This is a genomic window from Polynucleobacter sp. QLW-P1DATA-2, from assembly GCF_001870365.1.
GTDB lineage: Bacteria > Pseudomonadota > Gammaproteobacteria > Burkholderiales > Burkholderiaceae > Polynucleobacter.
The window spans coordinates 347,578-368,419 of the sequence record NZ_LZMQ01000003.1 but is presented as its reverse complement, the minus strand read 5'-3'; the positions used below and the strand labels follow the sequence as shown (position 1 = coordinate 368,419).

The window sequence follows — 20,842 nt, the reverse complement described above, 5'->3', positions numbered from 1 at the left end:
CACCCCTTCAATTACTTGTGCAACATAGGTGGTAACCGACGGTTACTCTTCCTGTACCCAGAAGCACTTCAAACTACCAGCATCCTCAGTGATTCACTGCAGATACCTCCCTACATAAGAACCAGGTAGAACCTAGTTACTTAGCCTTACGGATGGGGGCCAATACCATCACCATCTGGCGACCTTCCATCTTTGGAAACTGCTCAACTTGGCCAAACTCTTGTAAGTCCAACTTCAAACGTTCCAACATTCTGACTCCGATTTCTTGGTGGGCCATTTCACGACCCCGAAACCGCAGCGTAATCTTTGTCTTATCGCCATCTTCCAAAAAGCGGATTAAATTGCGAAGCTTCACACCGTAGTCACCATCATCAGTGCCGGGGCGGAATTTTACTTCCTTCACCTGAATCACTTTTTGCTTCAGCTTAGCTTCATGCATCCGCTTCGCTTCTTGGTACTTGAATTTGCCGAAGTCCATGATGCGGACTACAGGTGGTACAGCTGTTGGAGCAATTTCAACCAGATCGGTCTCTTTCTCTTCTGCTGCAGCCAAGGCTTCACTCAACTTAACTACACCGATGGGCTCTCCATCAATTCCAATCAAACGCACTTCAGGAGCAGTAATTTCCCGGTTAATGCGCTGCAATTTTTCAGTAGCGATCTTCTTAATTCCTTTAAAAAAACAATAAAAACCGTTCTAACCCTAGCTAGGCTCGGGTCCGACTTTCTGGGATATATCCTGCTGGAGTCGGGCAACGAAGGCATCAAGAGGCATTACACCTAAATCCACTCCGCCACGGGCACGAACGGCCACCGTATTACTTTCTGATTCTTTATCACCAACAACTAGCAAAAATGGGATCTTCTGTAATGCGTGCTCGCGTATTTTATACGTAATCTTCTCGTTTCGCAAATCCGCCTCGACTCTAAACCCTTGTTTTTTCAGCAATTGCTGCACTTGTTGTGCATATGCAGCAGAATTTCCAGAAATATTGAGGACTACAGCCTGGGTTGGAGCAAGCCAAACAGGCATATTTCCAGCGTGGTTTTCGATCAAAATACCAATAAAACGCTCTAAAGAGCCCACAATTGCCCTATGGAGCATGACTGGAGTCTTACGGCTGTTATCTTCGGCCACATATTCCGCCCCGAGACGGGCTGGCATAGAGAAATCGACCTGAATCGTGCCGCACTGCCATGTCCGCCCAATAGAGTCTTTGAGGTGATATTCAATCTTGGGGCCATAAAAAGCACCCTCACCCGGTAACTCTTCCCACTCTTGGCCGGAGGCTTTGAGGGCGCAACGGAGAGCCTCTTCCGCTTTATCCCAAATTGCATCATCACCAACACGCTTAGCAGGACGCAAAGCTAACTTCACCGCAACCTCAGTAAAGCCAAAATCTTGGTACACAGCGCGTACTGCTTTATCGAACTGGGCCACTTCAGATTGAATCTGATCTTCAGTGCAGAAAATATGACCGTCATCTTGCGTAAAGCCACGCACACGCATCAAACCATGCAATGCTCCCGATGGTTCATTACGGTGACATTGACCAAACTCACCAAAACGTAATGGCAATTCGCGATAGCTATGTAAACCGGAGTTATAAATTTGTACGTGTCCAGGGCAGTTCATCGGCTTTAATGCATAAGCGCGATTCTCTGACTCGGTTGTGAACATATTTTCTTTATAGTTTTCCCAGTGCCCCGATTTTTCCCAAAGGGCGCGATCCAATATCTGCGGGGCTTTGACTTCTTGATAGCCTTCTTGCTGATACACGCGACGCATGTACTGCTCAACTTCCTGCCAAATTGACCAGCCTTTTGGATGCCAGAAAATAAGGCCAGGGGCTTCTTCTTGAAAATGAAATAAATCGAGCTGTTTGCCTAAGCGGCGATGATCGCGCTTCTCAGACTCCTCAAGCATATGCAGATACGCATCTTGATCTTCTTTGCGCAGCCAAGCGGTACCGTAGATTCGCTGCAACATCTCATTCTTACTATCGCCACGCCAATAAGCACCAGCAAGCTTCATTAGCTTAAACACTTTTAATTTACCGGTGGATGGCACATGGGGTCCACGGCATAAATCGGTGAACTTACCTTCAGCATACAAAGAAACATCTTCGCCCTGCGGAATACTGGCGATCAATTCTGCTTTGTAGTTTTCGCCCTGCTTCTTGAAAAACTCAACCGCATCATCGCGCGCCATTACAGTGCGAGTAACAGGCTCATCTTTCTTGGCGAGCTCAGTCATTTTCTTTTCTAAAGCAACTAAGTCGTCTGGCGTAAATGGACGATGATAAGAAAAGTCGTAGTAGAAACCGTTATCAATTACTGGGCCAATCGTGACCTGCGCTTCTGGAAATAATTCTTTCACAGCGTAGGCTAATAAGTGCGCTGTGGAGTGACGGACAATCTCTAAGGCCTCAGGACTTTTATCAGTGATGATGGCGAGCTGACTATCTTTATCAATCACAAAACTGGTATCGACCATCTTGCCATCAACAATGCCACCTAAGGCAGCTTTAGCGAGACCACTGCCGATGCTTTGGGCAACATCCGCTACACGAACGGGAGCTTCAAACTCTCGTTTTGATCCATCGGGCAGAGTAACTACTGGCATAACAACTCCATCTTATTAACTGAACTTCAGTTTCACTTCATTGACCTAAAAAGAAAGCGCGGTAGCTTTAGGGCATCCGCGCCTCTTGGGTAGGCTTTTGGCCTCCCTTTTTGGGTCATTATTCGTTGGTAGGCTCGATTGGACTCGAACCAACGACCCCCACCATGTCAAGGTGGTGCTCTAACCAGCTGAGCTACGAGCCTATACAGCCATAGAGTTTATCACCGGCGACGCACTTGTGTGACCCCTTTGACCTCTTCCAAGCTGTTTTGAACCACTCTTAACACTTCAGAATCCTTAACCTCAACCGTTAAAAGGATCTGAGTCAGGCCTTTTTTGGCGGATTTGCGCAAATCAGTCACATGCACCCCTTGGCGGGTCAGAATCTCAAATAACTCTCTCATGAGTTCAGGTCGATCAAGACCGGTTACCACCAAGTCGGCTGGAAATACCCTTTTTTGCTCAGAACTGACTATTGGATTTGCCGCAGAAGCAGTCCATGCGGTTTGAATCACACGCTCAGGCGCGCGATCGAGAAGACCTCTAAATGTTTTACAGGATCGGCGATGAATCGATACACCCCTACCTTGCGTTACAAAGCCCGCAATCGAATCTGGTGGAACAGGTCTGCAACAACGCGCTAGTTGAGTTAACAAAGAATCAACTCCAACAACCAAGACATCACCACCCTGACCTGTTTTGCGACTACTGTCACGCAATATGATCTCTGGGTTTATTGGTTTAGCCTCAGCACTGATCTCTGGCTTAGCCTCTGGAGTTTTTACAACTTGCCCCGTCTCTTCATCATCAAGCGCATTAAACCAAGCGCGCACTCGTTGACGCGCTCGTTGTGAGCGCAAATAATTTTTATCGGGACTAATCCAATCCCGTGATGGCCCGCCATGTTTGACAGCGATAATTTCAACGGTTTGCCCATTTTGCAAAGCCGTCTCAAGCGGAACCATGGCGCCATCAACACGCGCACCACGACAGCGATGACCGAGGTTGGTATGCACTGCATAAGCAAAATCAATGGGTGTCGATCCCTTCTCTAAAGAGATCACTTTCCCCAAGGGGGTAAGGACATAGATGTGATCATCAATCTCATGGTGCTTGAGTTGTTCCCAGGCATCCTCTTTCCAGGAGATCAGTTGCCTTGCCCAAGCTATCTGGCGCTCGTAAGCTACTTCAGCACTATGAGTACCCTGCTGATGACCAACGCTTGGCTTATTGGACTTAGCTGGATTGGGTGGCGTGGCCGTGCCAAGATAAGCGCCCTCTTTATAGCGCCAGTGTGCAGCTAAACCATACTCAGCTTGTTGATGCATTTCATGGGTACGTACTTGAATTTCAAATGCCGTACCGTCTTCATTCATAACAACGGTATGAAGCGATTGATAGCCGTTGGGTTTAGGTCTTGCAATGTAATCATCAAACTCACGTGGAACTGGCTGCCACACGTTATGGACGATTCCCAACACGGCATAACAAGTTTTAACGTCCTCCACTAAAACCCGAAATGCTCTTACGTCATACAAGTTAGCAAAGTCGAGGGACTTACCCTGCATCTTTTTCCAGATGCTATAGATATGCTTTGGTCGTCCTAATACATCACCACCAATATGTGCCATCTTTAATTCTGCTTCGAGCTCTCGAACGATGCGCTCAATAAAAGCTTGGCGCTCAATACGCTTGGCATCGAGCATCTGCGCAATATCGCGATAAAGCACTGGTGACAGTACTCGAAAAGCTAAATCCTCCATCTCCCACTTCATCTGCCAGATGCCCAGGCGATTAGCCAAAGAGGCATCGATATCCAGAATCTCTTGTGCCCATGCTGCGGGCATCTCCATTTTTTCTTGGGTCACCCAACGCAAGGTTTGTAGACGTGATGCCAGATAAATCAGAACAACACGCAGGTCATCACCAAACGCTAAGAGCATCTTACGCAGCATCTCTTCTTGACCAGATACGCTCAGACCTCCATCCTCACGCACCAGCTTTGCTTGAGCCTGTCTTAAGCCGCGATAACCAATTAAAAGCTTGGCTGGCTCTTCACCAATGAGTTTAATCAGAGCTTCTTTGCCATGTGTTCGAGCAATATTTTTAGCTGCAACTAAAGTGGCTTCATCCAGATTAAGGGATTGCAGAACCTGAGCAACCCCGGCAGCATGTGATTCGGCTGGTTCGCCATACCAAGCATCCGCAAAGATCGCGGGTTTTTCTGACGCTGCTGATTTACTGGGTGTATTTGCCATTGGCAAAATTTACTTATGAAATTAACTAAAGAATTCTTTTGCTAAAGCTATTTGCTCTGGTTTCACAAATGCAGGTGCATGCCCTACGTTCGGAATTTCAATACTACGTGCATAAGGATTGACTTTGCACATCTCCGCTACTGTTGCTGCAGACAATAAATCTGAATCACCTCCGCGCACAATCAGCATGGGAATATGAATTTGTTTAAAGGCATGCCACATCGCCATCTCACCGGCCTTAGCCATGATAGGGTTAACAGCAGCAAATGGCACTGAGATATTCGGGTCGTAATGCATGACCCACGCTCCATCACGCTGAACTAACATGGGACCGTTATAAATTTCCCACTCCTCGGGGGTATGTTCCCCAAAGGTAGCGCAGATTTGATTAAGGCGAGTAAGTGCATCAGCTCGATTGGCAAAGGTAAAGGGCTGGCCTACATAAGAGCCTAAGCGCTTGATTGCTTCAGGCTCAATTGTTGGACCCACATCATTAATCAGCATTCTGCGAATGGGAGAATTTGGCATAGCTGCATAGACCATACCAATCAATCCACCCATCGAGGTGCCAAACCAGTCAATCTGCGACACACCCAACTGTTTTACAAGCTCTGCAATATCCGCAACGTATTGTGGAACGGCATACTGCATTGGATTGCTCAAGTGATCAGAATCTCCCCGACCCACTACGTCTGGACATACAACGTAATAATCTTTACACAAGGCTTTTGCCAGAGTCATGAAATCGCTGCCACGACGGGTTAAACCATGAACACAGAACAATACTTTTGAATTATTAGGATTACCCCAAGCGTGATAGGCCATCCGATGCACAGTCTTGCCACTCGAGCATTGCACATAAAACGTATCACCATCATGAATCACATCAGCAGGCTCTACATCATCGCAAGGCTCATTATGTTCATGGGCATCGCCAACCTCTTCAGGCTGCAAAGTAACATGATCAATTCCATGCTTATCAAGCAGCATGCTATTGATCTTAGCCATGATTCCTGGCCATTCTTGAATATCCGCAATTTCAATATGACCAATTAATGCAGGAAAACTCGGTGTCATCTCCCAGACATGCAGATCATGAACTGCTAAAACACCTGGAATGCTTTTGAGATCTTTACCCACTTCTAAATAATCAATATGGAGTGGGACACCTTCCATCAAAAAGTGATAGGACTCATGCAGGATCGAGATTGTCGACTTCAGGATGAGCAAAGAGACCAAAATAGAAAGGATGGCATCGATTGGCATCCAGCCAGTAAGCTGAATCACCACACCCGCAATCAAAGCAGCAACTGATCCTAATAAATCACCCATCACATGCACTAAGGCTGCACGGGTATTGACGCTCTTCTTATCACGTGAGAGCACATAGGCAACTACGATGTTCATTAACAGACCAATCGCCGCTACGATGGTGACAGTGAGGCCATCTACTTTGTGCGGATTAGCAAAGCGGCTAATAGCCTCAATCACAATCCACAACACCAGCCCAAGCATTGCAATACTATTGACAAATGCCGCCAACGCTTCAGCTCTTCCGAATCCAAATGAATGTTTTGGTGATGGTGGGCGGCGAGAAATAATTTGCGCTAAGAGTGCCAATCCAAGTGCTGCAGCATCAGTGACCATATGACCAGCATCGGAGATCAGCGCTAAGGAATTAGCGAAGTAGGCTGCCGCACCTTCAACCCCAGAAAATCCCAGGGTGAGCACTAATGCAATTAATAGTAAGTTCTGATTTGAGACTTCTTTGCTATGGGAGTGCTTTGCATCCCCTTTTTTGTGGGCATGCAGTGAATGATCTGCTCCAGAGTGATTCTGGGGCTTTGATGGCTTTGAATGAGAATGGAAATGATGGGAGCCCGACATGGTGAACCCATTATTCCATTAATTGATGACGCTGGTTAGAAACCCGTTGTATCAACAGGGGCACCTGTTTTCGCAATCACTTCTTCTTTGCTTACACCAGGAGCTAATTCGACCACCTTCAAGCCCTTAGGAGTGATGTCAAGAACGCAAAGATCAGTAATGATCTGACTAATGACACCTACACCAGTGAGTGGCAATGTGCACTTAGGCAAAATTTTGAGCTCTTCTGTGCCATCTTTTTTCTTGGCTACATGCTCCATCAATACCACGACGTGTTTTACACCAGCAACCAAATCCATTGCACCGCCCATACCCTTCACCATTTTTCCTGGAATCATCCAGTTGGCTAGGTCACCATGTTCGCTCACTTGCATTGCGCCCAAAATAGCAATGTTGATTTTTCCACCGCGAATCATTCCAAAAGAATCGGCAGATGAAAAAATGGAAGAGCCAGGCAATGTTGTGATGGTTTGTTTGCCAGCATTAATTAAGTCGGCATCAATGGTTTCTTCGGTGGGAAATGGGCCAATGCCCAGCAAACCATTTTCAGACTGAAGCCACACTTCCATATCTTTTGGTACATGGTTGGCCACCAAAGTAGGCATACCAATACCAAGATTGACGTAATAGCCATCTTTTAATTCTTTAGCAGCACGTGCTGCCATCTCATCTCTTGTCCAAGGCATCTCGATCTTCCTAAATTAAGCTTTTGCAGTCAAAGTGCGCTGTTCAATGCGCTTCTCTGGCGTTTTGTGAAGCACCAGGCGATGTACATAAATACCCGGAGTGTGAATTTCATCTGGATGGAGTTGACCGTTTTCAACAATCTCTTCCACCTCGGCAACTGTAATCTTGCCAGCCATTGCCACAACAGGATTGAAGTTACGTGCAGTGTAGCGATAGACTAAGTTTCCTGACTTATCTGCTTTCCACGCTTTCACCAAAGAAATATCGGAAACAATAGAGCGCTCCATGATGTATTTTTCACCATCAAATTCTTTTACCTCTTTACCTTCAGCTACCAATGTTCCAACACCAGTCTTGGTATAGAACGCAGGAATGCCGCAGCCACCAGCGCGTAATTTTTCAGCTAAGGTGCCTTGTGGTGTGAATTCCAATTCCAACTCACCTGCTAAAAACTGGCGCTCAAATTCTTTGTTCTCACCTACATAAGAGGCAATCATCTTTTTGACTTGACGGGAATTCAATAAAAGCCCCAAGCCAAATCCATCTACACCAGCGTTATTCGCAATAGCAGTCAAATTCTGTGCGCCGAGATCTTTCACCGCCTGAATGAGCGCCTCAGGAATACCACACAGACCAAAACCGCCAACAGCCAGTTTTTGTCCGTCTTTTAAGATGTCCCTCAGGGCATCGACTGCCGATGGGTAAGTTTTATTCATAACTTTTGTCCTAAGATTGCCAAAAAGGTAAAAAAGTAATCATAACGCCTTAAATCCTATAGCCTAGGGTGTCTCGGCACTAAATTGGTTTTTTGGCAGTTAGAACTAAACTATCAAGGCTGAAATACCCTCTTTTTTAAGAAATCTCGGAGAAATTGCATGAATCAGGAGCAGCTACTAGAACAATTTGGACCCAGGGAATCCATGGATTACGACCTGGTCATTGTTGGGGGCGGACCTGCTGGCCTCGCTGCTGCCATCAAAGCCAAACAACTTGCTCATGATTCAGGCAAAGAAATCAGCGTTTGTGTTTTAGAAAAAGGTTCAGAAATCGGTGCTCATATTCTGTCTGGCGCTGTCATGGATCCTAAGGCACTCACCGAGCTTTTTCCGAACTGGCAAGAAATGGGTGCACCACTGAATACTGAAGTGACACAAGATCAATTTCTGTTTTTAACTTCCGATAATTCGTATCAAGTTCCTAATTGGATGCTGCCACTCTGCTTTAAGAATGAAGGCAACTTTATTGTGAGCTTGGCCAATGTGACTCGTTGGTTGGGCGAACAAGCTGAAGCACTTGGCGTAGAAATTTTTCCAGGCTTCCCTGCGGCAGATATTTTGTATAACGAGCAAGGCGCAGTTAGCGGTGTTATCACTGGGTCTATGGGCTTGGATAAGGAAGGGAATCCTACCGATCAATTTCAATTGGGTATGGAGTTACGCGGTAAGTACACCCTCTTTGCCGAAGGCTCTCGCGGACATCTAGGTAAGCAGCTCATTGCTAAGTTTGGCTTAGATAAAGATGCCGATCCACAAAGCTACGCTATTGGGATCAAAGAGTTGTGGGAGGTAGAGCCCTCTAAGAGTAAGCCTGGCCTGGTGGTTCATACCGCTGGCTGGCCCTTAGAGAGCGATACTTATGGCGGCTCATTCTTGTATCACCTTGGCGATAACAAGGTTGCTGTGGGCTTGGTTGTTGGACTGTCTTATAAGAATCCCTACCTTTCTCCTTTTGAAGAATTCCAACGCTATAAGTTGCACCCAAAAATTCGTGAAACTTTTGAAGGTGGCAAACGTATTGCATATGGCGCACGTGCGCTCACCGCGGGCGGATTAAATAGTCTTCCAAAAATGGTCTTTCCAGGAGGTGCATTGATTGGTTGTGATGCTGGCTTCTTAAATGCTTCACGTATTAAAGGCAGTCATGCCGCCATTAAAACTGGCATGCTAGCTGCAGAAGCAGCAGTATCGGCCCTCAATGACAATCGCTCTGCCGATGTCTTGGCCGGCTACCCAACTGCTTTCCAAAATAGCTGGTTACATACCGAGCTAAATCAAGCGCGCAATTTCAAGCCGTGGATGTCTAAAGGTTTATATATCGGCACCCTGATGGTTGGATTGGAGCAAAAGGTATTGGGTGGCAATATGCCTTGGACAGTACACCTCAAGCATGCTGATCACGAGTGCCTGGAGCCCGCAGCCCAGCATAAGCCGATTGACTATCCCAAACCCGACGGCAAGATCAGCTTTGATCGCCTGTCTTCCGTGTTTATCTCTAATACGAACCATGCCGAGAATCAACCGATTCATCTCACTTTAAAAGATGCGGCAATCCCAGTTAGCTTGAATCTCAAAACTTATGCAGGGCCTGAGCAACGCTACTGCCCTGCTGGTGTTTATGAGTACATTGAAGCAGATGGTCAGCCACGTTTACAAATCAATTCACAAAACTGTGTGCATTGCAAAACCTGCGACATTAAAGATCCAAGCCAGAATATTGTTTGGGTGACACCTGAAGGCGGCGGTGGCCCCAACTATGGAGCAATGTAAGCCATGATGATGCTACACACAATGTTGCGCGTTGGAGATCTCCAGCGCTCGATTGATTTCTACACCAAAGTGCTCGGTATGAATCTTTTGCGCACTACAGAGCGCCCAGAGCAAAAATATTCCTTAGCCTTTGTTGGCTTTGGCAAAGGTAATGCCGATGGGCAAGCAGAGATTGAGTTGACCTATAACCATGGGGTTCATTCTTACGATTTAGGTACTGCCTATGGTCATATCGCCATCGGCGTTTCTGATGCTTATGCGGCCTGCGACAAAATTAAAGCATCCGGCGGAAATGTCACGCGTGAAGCGGGCCCGGTTGCGGGTGGTGACACCATCATCGCCTTTGTAACCGACCCAGACGGTTACAAAATTGAATTAATTCAGCGCTAAAGTGACAAGCTCAGATACATTCCATCTAGAAATTCTCGATAGCCTATCGGATGTATCTGCTTCAGACTGGAATACCCTACTCACCTGTGACGCCGGCCCTTTTCTCACACATGAGTTCTTAAGCTCTCTTGAGGAGACAGGGTGTGTTGGTGGCAATACAGGATGGCAAGTGGCACATCTCGTTCTAAGGCAAGGCAAGCAGTTGGTAGGTGCAATGCCTCTGTACTTAAAACAACATTCCTATGGTGAGTTTGTCTTTGACTGGTCTTGGGCACAAGCCTACGAGCAGCAAGGCATGAATTATTACCCAAAGATACTATGCGCCATTCCGTTTACGCCTGTACAGGGTTCGCGTATTTTGAGTGCACCACAATGCAATGCGCTCGAGATTCAGAAAGCACTCCTCAGCGGACTGAAATCCTTGATGATAGATAACGATCTCTCTTCTGCACATATCTTGTTTCCCATAACGGATGAAGCAGAATTTCTCAGGGAACAAGGCCTCTTGCTAAGAGATTCTGTGCAGTTTCATTGGCACAACCAAAATTTTCAGAACTTTGAACAGTTTCTATCAATATTAACGATGAAGCGTCGCAAGAATATTCGTCGTGAACGAGAACAGGTTGCAAGGGAAGCAATTTCATTTAGGCATGTTCCTGGAGAAGACTCCAAAGATCAGGATTGGGAATTCTTTTTCGATTGCTATCAAAATACCTACCTAGAGCATCAATCAAGTCCATATCTCAATGACTCATTCTTCAAACTATTGGCCAAACGAATCCCAAACAATTTGCACCTCATTATTGCTGAGCGTAACGGGATATCTATTGCCGCCTCCCTACTGTTGGTGGATAAACAATCATCTAAGGTTTATGGCAGATATTGGGGTGCGCTTGAACATGTGCCCTGTTTACACTTTGAAACTGCTTACTACCAAGCGATTGAATACTGCATTAAAGAAGGCATTCAAACCTTTGAAGGCGGTGCGCAAGGTGAACACAAAATGGCGCGAGGATTCTTGCCAACCACAATCCGATCGGCCCATTTAATTAAAGACCCTAGGTTTTCAAAGGCGATTGCTCATTTCCTAGAACGTGAGCACCAAGGCATTGGGGCTTATGTTGATGAGCTCGCCAAGCATAGTCCGCTGAAATCGACTAAAGTACTCCCATGAATTCTGGCAGCAATAACAATCAAGCATCACAAGACGGCTCACATTCACTCTCTACTGGAGATGACGAATCTGATTCTCCTTGTATCGGCGTCTGCACGACTCTATACGATGAGATTTGCCAAGGTTGTGGCCGCACTTTAAATGAGGTGAGTAATTGGGTCTTTTTCTCGGATGAAGAAAAGGCTTCTGTTTGGAAGCGTATTCGCGAGGATGGAACGGCAACCCGTTTTCAGCGACAAGCTAAAGAAAATAAGCCCATTTGATGGGCTTATTTTTTAACTCACTTCACTGCATTAACTGATTTATCCAGCCAAAGCCTGGCTTCTTAAGTATTCCTCATAAGTTCCAGAATAATCAACGATAGTACCGTCCATTTTGACTTCCAAGATGCGATTAGCCAAAGCAGAAACAAACTCACGGTCGTGAGAAACAAAGATGAGAGTGCCGTCAAACTTTTCAAGAGCGATTTGCAAGCTCTCAATCGACTCCATATCCATGTGATTGGTTGGCTCGTCCATTGCTAGGACGTTATATTTCTGGAGCATTAACTTGCCCCAAATCATGCGACCCTTTTCACCACCGGAGAGAACCTTAACGGACTTACCAATGTCATCACCGGAGAACAAAAGGCGCCCTAAGGTACCACGGATCACTTGATCGTCATCGCCAGTGTTGCGCCAATTATTCATCCAATCCATGAGCAATTCGTCTTTTGCGAACATCTCAGTATTGTCTTGTGGCATAACACCAACGTTAGCATTCTCAGCCCACTTTACATCGCCACTATCAGCAGCGATACCGTCAAAGCGCTTACTCAGAATGGTTTTTAGAAGTGTTGTCTTACCAGCACCATTCTGACCAATGATGGCAATTTTTTCACCCGCACGAACACCGAGCTTGAAGTTTTTAAAGATGACACGGTCATAGGCTTTGGTAAGCGCATTGCACTCTACCGCCATGTTGTGCAATTTTTTCTCAGTATCAAAACGAATAAATGGGTTTTGACGTGATGAAGGTTTTACTTCTACGATTTCAATCTTCTCTAACTGACGTTGACGTGAAGTTGCTTGACGCGCCTTGGAAGCATTTGCCGAGAAGCGGGCTACGAAAGCAGCCAATTCAGCAATTTTTTCTTTGGCCTTCACGTTAGAACTAAGTTGTTGCGTTCTTGCCTGTACAGAGGCAAGCATGTAGGAGTCGTAATTGCCTGGATAGACCTTCAGTGTTCCGTAGTCCATATCAGCCATATGCGTACAGACTTCATTCAAGAAGTGGCGATCATGGGAAATGATGATGATGGTGCTTTTAATCTGATTCAGAATGTCTTCTAACCAATGGATAGAGTGAATATCCAAGTTATTGGTTGGCTCGTCTAAGAGCAAAACATCTGGATCTGAAAATAAGGCTTGAGCAAGCAATACACGGAGCTTCCAACCAGGAGCAACATTGCTCATTAGTCCATTGTGTTGTTCGATTGGAATACCAATTCCTAATAACAACTCGCCTGCTTTTGCTTCTGCGGTATAGCCACCGTACTCGGCATACTTACCTTCGAGCTCTGCAGCCTTCATATAGTCTTCGTCAGTCGCTTCTGGATTTGCATAGATCGCATCGCGCTCAGCAGCAGCTTTCCACATTTCTTCGTGACCCATCATCACCACATCCAGAACACGCACATCTTCGTATGCGAATTGATCTTGACGCAATTTACCTAGACGAACGCCTGGGTCTAGACTGATGTTGCCGCTGGTGGGCTCTAATTCGCCACCCAGAATTTTCATGAAGGTAGATTTACCGCAACCGTTTGCTCCAATGAGGCCATAACGATTACCGCCACCAAACTTCACGGAGATATTTTCAAACAGAGGCTTTGCCCCAAACTGCATGGTGATATTAGATGCGGACAGCACGGATGTTTTCTAGCTTTCTGAAATTCAATTCAATAAATACCCCCTAGACTGGGGGGAAAGACCGTTATTTTAACGGTTTAGGGCGGGGAAAGCCTGAAATTAGGAACCGATTAGAGTTTGACCCGAAATGGCGTGAAATTCGTATGAATATCGTAATAATCCTCATTTTCTTTACGCTTGAGGAAATTCACAACCCAGTAGGTCAAAGGCGTAGCTAGGATCTCCCATGCTGTTTTCAGGGCGTATTGAGCTAAAGCCACCTGAATAACCTCATGGGTAGGCCATAGACCGTAGAAAGCGAGCATATAAAAGAATGAGGAGTCCACCAACTCCCCTACTGCGGTTGATCCAATAGTGCGCATCCATAAGAAGCGGCCTTGAGTCCATATCTTCATCTTCGCCAATACAAAGCTATTGGCAAAACTGCCGCACCAGAAAGAAAACATTGAGGCCAGGGCAATACGCCAAGAGTTTCCAAAAACAGTCTCTAGGCCTTGTTGATAGTTCGCCATATAGGCTCCAGGCGCAACCGGCAAGGCAATCACAATTTGTGCCATGATGGCCGCAAATGCCAAGGCTGCAAAACCAGCCCATACGGCTCGACGGTCATACGCGTAGCCATAGACCTCAGTTAGGATGTCGCCAAAGAAATACGAGATGGGAAAGAACAAGATGCCGCCGCCAAAAGGCACCTGTCCAAAATAAGGCAGGTCGACTACGGCAGCCTTCCCTGCCCCAATAAAGTTCGAGCACAGGAGAACAACCACAAAGGCAGCCAGAATCAGGTCGTAATAGCGATGGTGACGTCTTGGTGAGTCCATAAGTCTAGAAAAATGGATAATAGAAAGAAGAATATCTGCATTCCTGAAATTACGCAGGATGCAGGCAAAATTAATGACAGGATGACCAAAAACCATGAGTAAAGCCAGCTTCAATTGGGAAGACCCACTTCTCCTCGATACACAGTTAACCGAAGACGAGCGCATGATTCGTGATGCAGCTGCGGAATATGCCCAAGGCCGTTTAATGCCGCGTATTCAAGATGCCTATCGTAATGAAACTACCGACCCAGCCATCTTTCGCGAAATGGGTGAGCTTGGCCTTTTAGGCATCACCATCCCCGAGCAATATGGTGGCTCAAATTTAAATTATGTTTCCTATGGATTGGTTGCCCGTGAAATCGAGCGCGTAGATTCCGGTTATCGCTCCATGATGAGCGTGCAATCCTCATTGGTCATGGTTCCAATTAACGAATTTGGTACAGAAGCGCAAAAACAAAAGTTCCTGCCTAAATTGGCCAGTGGCGAGTGGATCGGATGCTTTGGCTTGACTGAGCCAAACTATGGCTCTGATGCTGGCGGCATGATTAGTCGCGCTAAGACAGTTCCCGGCGGCTTTTCTTTGACAGGTTCAAAGATGTGGATCTCAAATTCTCCAATCGCCGACGTATTTGTAGTGTGGGCTAAAAATGATGAAGGGGTTATTCGTGGCTACATCCTTGAAAAGGGTATGAAAGGCCTAAGCGCCCCAAAAATCAGTGGCAAGATGGGTCTGCGCGCTTCCATCACCGGTGAAATCGTGATGGATGAAGTATTCGTCCCCGCCGAAAACGAATTCCCCGAAGTTTCCGGCTTAAAGGGTCCGTTCACTTGTTTGAACTCTGCTCGCTACGGAATTTCATGGGGCACATTAGGTGCTGCTGAGTGGTGCTGGCATGCAGCACGTCAATACACCTTAGATCGCAAACAGTTTGGTAAGCCATTAGCCGCCAATCAACTCATTCAAAAGAAGTTAGCTGATATGCAAACTGAGATCACCATGGCATTGCAAGGATGCCTGCGCTTAGGTCGCATGAAAGATGAAGGCATTGCTGCTCCTGAAATTACCTCCATCATGAAACGTAATTCTTGCGGAAAATCTTTAGACATCGCCCGTATGGCGCGTGATATGCACGGCGGCAACGGCATCTCTGACGAGTATGGTGTCGTTCGTCACATGATGAACTTAGAGGTTGTCAACACCTACGAGGGCACTCATGATATTCACGCCCTGATTTTGGGTCGTGCACAAACAGGTATACAGGCTTTTAGCTGATTACGCTTTTAGCTTATCGACGATAGCCTTTGCCGCCTCGGCGAAGGCGTTGTCACTATCATCCTCAAGCAGGACAAAGTGCTCAATCTTGTATTGAGGAAAATTACGCACAATCGAAGACTGATAGGATGGGTCATAGTGCTTGACCAATAACTCTTCCACCAGTTCTGGAAACCGACCTGCATCAATGTCATCATTCCATTTAGCAATTTGGACTTTTCCATAATGCGCTGTTAGCAAAGCAAGCTTGCTTTTAAAGTTATCGGTATCGCTCAAGAAGTGATGATATTCACGCATGAGCCATGACACTCGCGTTTGAGTGCTTGACCTCAATTCAATACAAGCACCATTGCGAATCTTTTCCATCAAGGCATCGGGGATATGAACACCGCCTACCTTCTTACTTTCTGACTCCACCAGCACAGGCTTCGAGGGATCCAAAGAGCGCAGGGCATTCCATAACTCAGTCTCAAATCCTTTTTGCGAGGGTTGCTCGATGTTAGGCTCATTACCCAACACGGAACCACGGTGAATGGCTAAAGCCTCTAAATCCAAGACTTGGGCGCCTAGCTTTTGGGCCTCTTGAAGAATTCTGGTTTTGCCACTTCCGGTCATGCCGCAAACTACCTGGAAGGAGAACTGCTGAGCAGCCTCCTCAAGACTATCAATCACAGTGCGCCTAAATCCTTGGTAACCACCTTCTAGTTGCATGGCTTTCCAGCCAATGCGGTTGAGGATGTGTGTAAACGCCCCGCTTCGCTCGCCACCACGCCAGCAATAAATGAGAGGTCGCCATTCACGCGGCAGCTCGAGAAAATTATTTTCAAGATGGTTCGCAATGTTACGAGAAACCAAAGCAGCGCCTAATTTCTTTGCAGCAAATGGTGAAACTTGTTTGTATAGTGTGCCGATCTTCGCGCGCTCTTCATTATCGAGAACGGGGAAATTCACTGCACCCGGTATATGGTCTAGAGCGAACTCAGCAGGAGACCTCACATCAATAATGAGATCAAAGCGATCTAACTCTGACAGAAATTGATCTAGCTTAAGAATGTGTGGATTGCTAGGTTGCATACCGCAGCGTTAGACAATCTTCTGCAAAATATGCTCGGGCCAAGGTGCGGATTTATTAGTAGTCAGATCTACCCACACCATAGTTGCACCTCCAATTGCCACCTCTTCATCAGGCGTAGCCGCCAAAGCCATGCTGGTGTAGACATCCATACTGGTCCTACCAATAACACCAATCGAGGTTTTCAGAATCAACTCTCCAGGATAAGAGAGCTGTTTATAGAAATTGCAGAAGCCATTCATCATCAACATGGATTCACGACCTGGAGCTACGTCATAACCCATAGAGGTAATCCATTCAACACGCGCTTGCTCCATATACCGAAAGTACACGGTGTTATTGACATGACCATATGCATCCATATCACCCCAACGAATTGGCATGATCATTTCATGAACTAGCTTACGTTCTTCAGGAATGGTGATGCGCATTACGATTGAGTGCTGCTGCTTTATTTCACTTGCAATGCAAGTTGATACAGATTGCTTGAGCGCGCACCAGAGCGACAAAATGCCAGCACTGGACCAGGCATCGTTTTTAATAAGCGCGCCATTTCTCGTACCTGCTCAACTGTCATAGCACTAGGCACAACTGGTAAATAGGCATAGTTCAAACCTAACTTCTCTGCCTCAGCTTGAATGCTGGCACTGCTTGGTTGATCAGGGCCGCCCTCACCATCGGGACGATTATTAATAACGCTTTTATAGCCTTGCTGAGCAATTTCAGCTAAATGACTGGGATCAATCTGGCCAAGAGTGCCGAATTGATCGTTATGACAAGTAATAGGAAGACTCATTGCACCCTCTTCTTTAAATAGGTTTTTAAAAATTAATAAGAGTTTAAATTAAGGCTGTTCTGGCTTTTGTTTATGGGCGGTGAAGAACTTCTCACAAATTCTCATGCCGACTAACATTGCCACAACAAAAACAAAGGCTTTTAAATAGCCAGCACCTAAAGCAACAAGGGCTGGCCCAGGGCAAATGCCTGCAATACCCCAACCAATACCAAAAATAAAGCTACCAATAATTAAAGGCTTTGAAATATCTCTTCTAGTTGGAATATGTAATGCACCACCAAAAAATGCTTCGCTTCGTTTGCTGACGACATAAAAACCTGCCAGTCCAACCAAAATTGCGCCAGCCATAACAAAAATGAGCGAGGGATCCCATAGCCCAGCAAGATCTAAAAATCCCAGGACCTTCTGGGGATTGCTCATGCCGGAAATAATGAGACCCCAACCAAAGAGTGCCCCGATTGCAAATTGACTTAAAAGGCCGATATGTTTTCTCATATTAAGCTCCAAGGATGTGTCGTATTGCAAAGACAGTCAAGAAGCCCGCGCTCATAAATGTTGCTGTAGCAACCAATGATCTAGGTGAGAGTCTAGATAGACCGCAAATACCATGACCACTAGTACAGCCGGAGCCATATTGGGCCCCAAATCCAACCAATAAACCCGCCAATAGGATTGCGTACCAATCCGATTCAATATCTACTATTGGACGAATTCCAAAAAAAAGAGCAGCCAATACTGGGGCCGACAATAAACCTAGAACCAAGCTTAGTCGCCAAGCGATATCCCCTGCTTTGGAATGTAGTAGTCCTGAGACAATGCCACTAATTCCTAAAATTCGGCCATGAAGTAATACATAGAGTGCGGCAGCGATGCCCAAAATCATTCCACCAAGCAATGATGGAATAGGTGTAAAGGAAAGCCAATCAATATGCATTTAAGAATCCGAGTTGGTGATTAAGCGCAAGGATTTGGTACTAAGCGCAGTTGAAGGTAGCGAACACCAAGGTATCCACCCAATATAAAACCAGGCAAAGCCAATATGGAGCCAAGAGCAAGGGTGGATATGCCACTGAGCCCCTGCCCTACAGTGCAACCCAAGGCAGTAACTCCACCAAAACCCATGAGCGCAGCACCCAACAAGTGGTTAGCCGTATCTTCGGTATTACGAAATGACTCCCAACGAAAAGTTTTGGTAAGGAGAGCGACTGTTGCTGATCCCAAAATCATTCCCACTAACGCAACAATACCAATCGTCAGAACCTTAGAGGTGTCGCTATACATCATTAACCAATCTAATGAGTAAGCATATGGCGCAACAAAGGAAAGACTCTCCATCTTGCCAGAATTTGTTAAGAGAAATACTTCTTCAAGGGTATTGGGATCCTCTGCCAAATGCCCAAGGCTGCCAGATACCCACCAAACAGCTGTAATCGCTAAGCCAACGGCAATACCAGCGAAAAGATTTTCTGCAGTTCTAAAAGTTTTACTGGATACAGCATAAGCGATGAACGTACAACCAATAATCAGGCCAAGGATTAAATGCAGATTTGCCCTTTCAACCCCAAGAGGAGCAGCCAGCAAACTTGGTAAGTCTTGTGATGTAGCAAATGTAATGAAAACTGTATCTAGAGTGTTGATGCGAATAACCCCTAAAAATCCGCGCAAGGTCATATAAGCTGTTAAACCCAAGACCATAAAGACAATAACAGACTTTAAATTTCCACCACCAATACGAACCAAGGTCTTACTGCCACAGCCTGATGCCAGCACCATTCCAAAACCAAACATGATGCTACCAACCAAAGTGGAGAGCCAAAGAAACTTATTGCTGGTATAGATGGTCTTAAGGGAATCAATCAACCCAAAGTGAGACAAGAATGTAAACCCTAAAATAGCCACTCCAATTGCCAAAAACCACTGCCTTAATCGATTCCAACTAGAAACAATGAATACATCAGATATAGCGCCCATGCTACAAAATCCAGTTTTCTGCATTACTGCGCCAAGAGTAAAAGTAATAGCAAAAGTGGCCCAAAGGACGGACTTACCTAACGAGTGAATATCAACGACTTCCATGGGGCCTATATCTAATATTTAGGGTTTGAATTTATAAAACTGATGATTAAGATAGGCAACAACATCGACCTCATCATCCGGGAAAAGATCTAAACGTAGCTCAGTGTTGCAAAGGCCGACCATTTTCTTCAAATTAGCCATTGACCTCACCTTGCTATCGCCACGGGTATAAATCATGTCACCATTACCAAACCCTGATTTCTTTGCATGGCAGGAATAACACTTAGTCTGGTCAATGTCTTTGCCATTCTCGAGGCTTGGAGACGCAAAGACATTTGCGCTTAAGCCAAAAATGGCCAAGGCAAGAGGTTTACGAATCAATGCGGCGAATTTCATTGCAAATCAGTACTTTAAGACATAAACAGCCATTTTAGAGCCAAGTTACCATTTCGATCCTATTCAGCCTGAATCGATAGGTAGACGTTGTAGGCATTCATACGATTAGCCGCCCTAAACAACGGCATACCTTCGTATTCGGACCAGTCTGTATGCTGATACGCATCCTCAAAGGGGTCCATATTGAGCGCCGCAGCTGACATGGATTCGCGTAAATATTTGAGATAGGCTCTAGTAAAGGTTATATCTTCAGCTGGTTTTGCCGAATATGCTCCATGACCAGGAATCACAACGCTTGGATTGAGTTTCTCAATTTCATCCAAGGCAAGCAACCACCCTTTACTGTCAGCGTTACCTACAAAGGGGATGCGCCCCCTAAAAACTAAATCACCCGCAAACAATACCTTTTCAGAGGGCACATACACCATTAAATCCTCTGGGGCATGAGCAGGGCCTACGCGATTAATGAAAAACTCCACACCTCCTATGTTGAGTTTACTTTTTTGGTCAATCCAAACGTCTGCAGGAATCAACTTGGTTTGTCCATTAATCCAAGGAGCAAAATCCACGCGGGAGGCTATCAATCGCTGCTTAGCAGTTTCTGATGATAGATAATTTCTGCCCTCACCTTGTGCGTAAATCTTAGCGCCAATCTTCTTAAACTCCTGCAGTCCATATACATGGTCTGCGTGATAGTGACTCACAATTACCGCAACAATCTTTTGATTTGTAATTTTCTTAATTTCAGCAATTAGCTTTTGCGCAAGAATTGGCGAGCCCAACGCATCAACCAGAACTACACCGTCAGAAGTAACGACAAAACCTGCATTCGAAATGAAGTTTTGATTGGCGCTACTCCCCATTTCTGGACGACCTTGAACAAAATAAGTATGTGGCGCTACTTGAACTGGCTTTATAAGAACATTGTCAGGCAATGAAGCTGCCTGAGAATAGCTGATACCTAACAAGACAAGGGACCCCATAAGGATC

At 45.8% G+C, this 20,842-nt stretch carries 21 protein-coding genes and 1 tRNA gene; 5 read left to right on the top strand and 17 right to left on the bottom strand.

The window, feature by feature from the left end:
- Positions 1 to 136 precede the first annotated feature (136 nt).
- The 7 genes from infC to A9236_RS04380 form a co-directional block, all read right to left on the bottom strand.
- Positions 137 to 661: a translation initiation factor IF-3 gene (gene infC, locus A9236_RS04410; protein WP_215394367.1), complete on the bottom strand. Its 525-nt coding sequence runs from the start codon at positions 659 to 661 to the stop codon at positions 137 to 139.
- A 42-nt stretch (positions 662 to 703) separates the two neighbouring features.
- Entirely contained in the window at positions 704 to 2,626 is a 1,923-nt protein-coding gene (gene thrS / locus A9236_RS04405; protein ID WP_071465619.1) for a threonine--tRNA ligase, read from the bottom strand.
- 126 nt (positions 2,627 to 2,752) lie between these two features.
- A tRNA-Val gene (locus A9236_RS04400) sits at positions 2,753 to 2,829 on the bottom strand.
- A gap of 18 nt (positions 2,830 to 2,847) precedes the next feature.
- Positions 2,848 to 4,884, bottom strand: coding sequence for a bifunctional (p)ppGpp synthetase/guanosine-3',5'-bis(diphosphate) 3'-pyrophosphohydrolase (locus tag A9236_RS04395; protein ID WP_071465618.1), 2,037 nt, complete (start codon positions 4,882 to 4,884; stop codon positions 2,848 to 2,850).
- Between the two features lie 21 nt (positions 4,885 to 4,905).
- Positions 4,906 to 6,771, bottom strand: coding sequence for an alpha/beta fold hydrolase (locus A9236_RS11530; RefSeq protein WP_071465617.1), 1,866 nt, complete (start codon positions 6,769 to 6,771; stop codon positions 4,906 to 4,908).
- A gap of 35 nt (positions 6,772 to 6,806) precedes the next feature.
- Positions 6,807 to 7,457, bottom strand: a complete 651-nt coding sequence (locus tag A9236_RS04385; protein ID WP_071465616.1) for a CoA transferase subunit B — start codon at positions 7,455 to 7,457, stop codon at positions 6,807 to 6,809.
- 15 nt (positions 7,458 to 7,472) lie between these two features.
- Complete coding sequence (locus tag A9236_RS04380; protein ID WP_071465615.1) at positions 7,473 to 8,174, bottom strand: CoA transferase subunit A; 702 nt, start codon at positions 8,172 to 8,174, stop codon at positions 7,473 to 7,475.
- A 159-nt stretch (positions 8,175 to 8,333) separates the two neighbouring features.
- Here A9236_RS04380 and A9236_RS04375 point away from each other — a divergent pair, with 159 nt between their 5' ends.
- The 4 genes from A9236_RS04375 to A9236_RS04360 are packed head-to-tail and all read left to right on the top strand — an operon-like array spanning position 8,334 to position 11,831.
- Positions 8,334 to 10,004 (top strand): electron transfer flavoprotein-ubiquinone oxidoreductase, encoded by a 1,671-nt coding sequence (locus A9236_RS04375; protein WP_071465614.1) that lies wholly within the window; start codon positions 8,334 to 8,336, stop codon positions 10,002 to 10,004.
- Positions 10,005 to 10,007: 3 nt separating this feature from the next.
- The gene (gene gloA, locus A9236_RS04370; RefSeq protein ID WP_083393494.1) at positions 10,008 to 10,394 is read left to right on the top strand and encodes a lactoylglutathione lyase; all 387 of its coding nucleotides are present in this window, start codon (positions 10,008 to 10,010) and stop codon (positions 10,392 to 10,394) included.
- A gap of 1 nt (position 10,395) precedes the next feature.
- The gene (locus tag A9236_RS04365) at positions 10,396 to 11,568 is read left to right on the top strand and encodes a GNAT family N-acetyltransferase (protein WP_071465612.1); all 1,173 of its coding nucleotides are present in this window, start codon (positions 10,396 to 10,398) and stop codon (positions 11,566 to 11,568) included.
- Positions 11,565 to 11,831 (top strand): DUF1289 domain-containing protein, encoded by a 267-nt coding sequence (locus A9236_RS04360; protein ID WP_192846840.1) that lies wholly within the window; start codon positions 11,565 to 11,567, stop codon positions 11,829 to 11,831. Before A9236_RS04365 ends, A9236_RS04360 begins: the two co-directional genes overlap by 4 nt.
- Before the next feature lie 39 nt (positions 11,832 to 11,870).
- On the opposite strand, the gene A9236_RS04355 is transcribed toward A9236_RS04360, so the two are convergent.
- Complete coding sequence (locus A9236_RS04355; protein WP_072582273.1) at positions 11,871 to 13,478, bottom strand: ABC-F family ATPase; 1,608 nt, start codon at positions 13,476 to 13,478, stop codon at positions 11,871 to 11,873.
- A 110-nt stretch (positions 13,479 to 13,588) separates the two neighbouring features.
- On the bottom strand, positions 13,589 to 14,299 hold the full coding sequence (locus tag A9236_RS04350; protein ID WP_071465940.1) for a queuosine precursor transporter: 711 nt from the start codon (positions 14,297 to 14,299) through the stop codon (positions 13,589 to 13,591).
- A gap of 94 nt (positions 14,300 to 14,393) precedes the next feature.
- Here A9236_RS04350 and A9236_RS04345 point away from each other — a divergent pair, with 94 nt between their 5' ends.
- Positions 14,394 to 15,572 carry an acyl-CoA dehydrogenase gene (locus tag A9236_RS04345; RefSeq protein WP_071465610.1) on the top strand — a complete coding sequence of 393 codons (1,179 nt, stop codon included), beginning with the start codon at positions 14,394 to 14,396 and terminating at the stop codon, positions 15,570 to 15,572.
- Here the strand turns inward: A9236_RS04345 and mnmH are convergent, their stop codons facing one another.
- From mnmH to A9236_RS04305, 8 genes are read right to left on the bottom strand one after another with little or no spacing between them, the layout of a single operon-like run.
- The gene (mnmH, locus tag A9236_RS04340) at positions 15,573 to 16,646 is read right to left on the bottom strand and encodes a tRNA 2-selenouridine(34) synthase MnmH (protein WP_071465609.1); all 1,074 of its coding nucleotides are present in this window, start codon (positions 16,644 to 16,646) and stop codon (positions 15,573 to 15,575) included.
- Positions 16,647 to 16,655: 9 nt separating this feature from the next.
- Positions 16,656 to 17,075, bottom strand: coding sequence for a thioesterase family protein (locus tag A9236_RS04335; protein WP_071465608.1), 420 nt, complete (start codon positions 17,073 to 17,075; stop codon positions 16,656 to 16,658).
- A gap of 20 nt (positions 17,076 to 17,095) precedes the next feature.
- Positions 17,096 to 17,440 carry a TIGR01244 family sulfur transferase gene (locus A9236_RS04330; protein ID WP_071465607.1) on the bottom strand — a complete coding sequence of 115 codons (345 nt, stop codon included), beginning with the start codon at positions 17,438 to 17,440 and terminating at the stop codon, positions 17,096 to 17,098.
- Between the two features lie 48 nt (positions 17,441 to 17,488).
- On the bottom strand, positions 17,489 to 17,935 hold the full coding sequence (locus tag A9236_RS04325) for a YeeE/YedE family protein (protein WP_071465606.1): 447 nt from the start codon (positions 17,933 to 17,935) through the stop codon (positions 17,489 to 17,491).
- Position 17,936: 1 nt separating this feature from the next.
- Entirely contained in the window at positions 17,937 to 18,374 is a 438-nt protein-coding gene (locus A9236_RS04320) for a YeeE/YedE family protein (protein ID WP_071465605.1), read from the bottom strand.
- 20 nt (positions 18,375 to 18,394) lie between these two features.
- On the bottom strand, positions 18,395 to 19,516 hold the full coding sequence (locus A9236_RS04315; protein ID WP_071465604.1) for a YeeE/YedE family protein: 1,122 nt from the start codon (positions 19,514 to 19,516) through the stop codon (positions 18,395 to 18,397).
- 18 nt (positions 19,517 to 19,534) lie between these two features.
- Positions 19,535 to 19,852 (bottom strand): hypothetical protein, encoded by a 318-nt coding sequence (locus A9236_RS04310; RefSeq protein WP_071465603.1) that lies wholly within the window; start codon positions 19,850 to 19,852, stop codon positions 19,535 to 19,537.
- A gap of 59 nt (positions 19,853 to 19,911) precedes the next feature.
- The gene (locus A9236_RS04305) at positions 19,912 to 20,835 is read right to left on the bottom strand and encodes an MBL fold metallo-hydrolase (protein ID WP_071465602.1); all 924 of its coding nucleotides are present in this window, start codon (positions 20,833 to 20,835) and stop codon (positions 19,912 to 19,914) included.
- Positions 20,836 to 20,842: the final 7 nt, after the last annotated feature.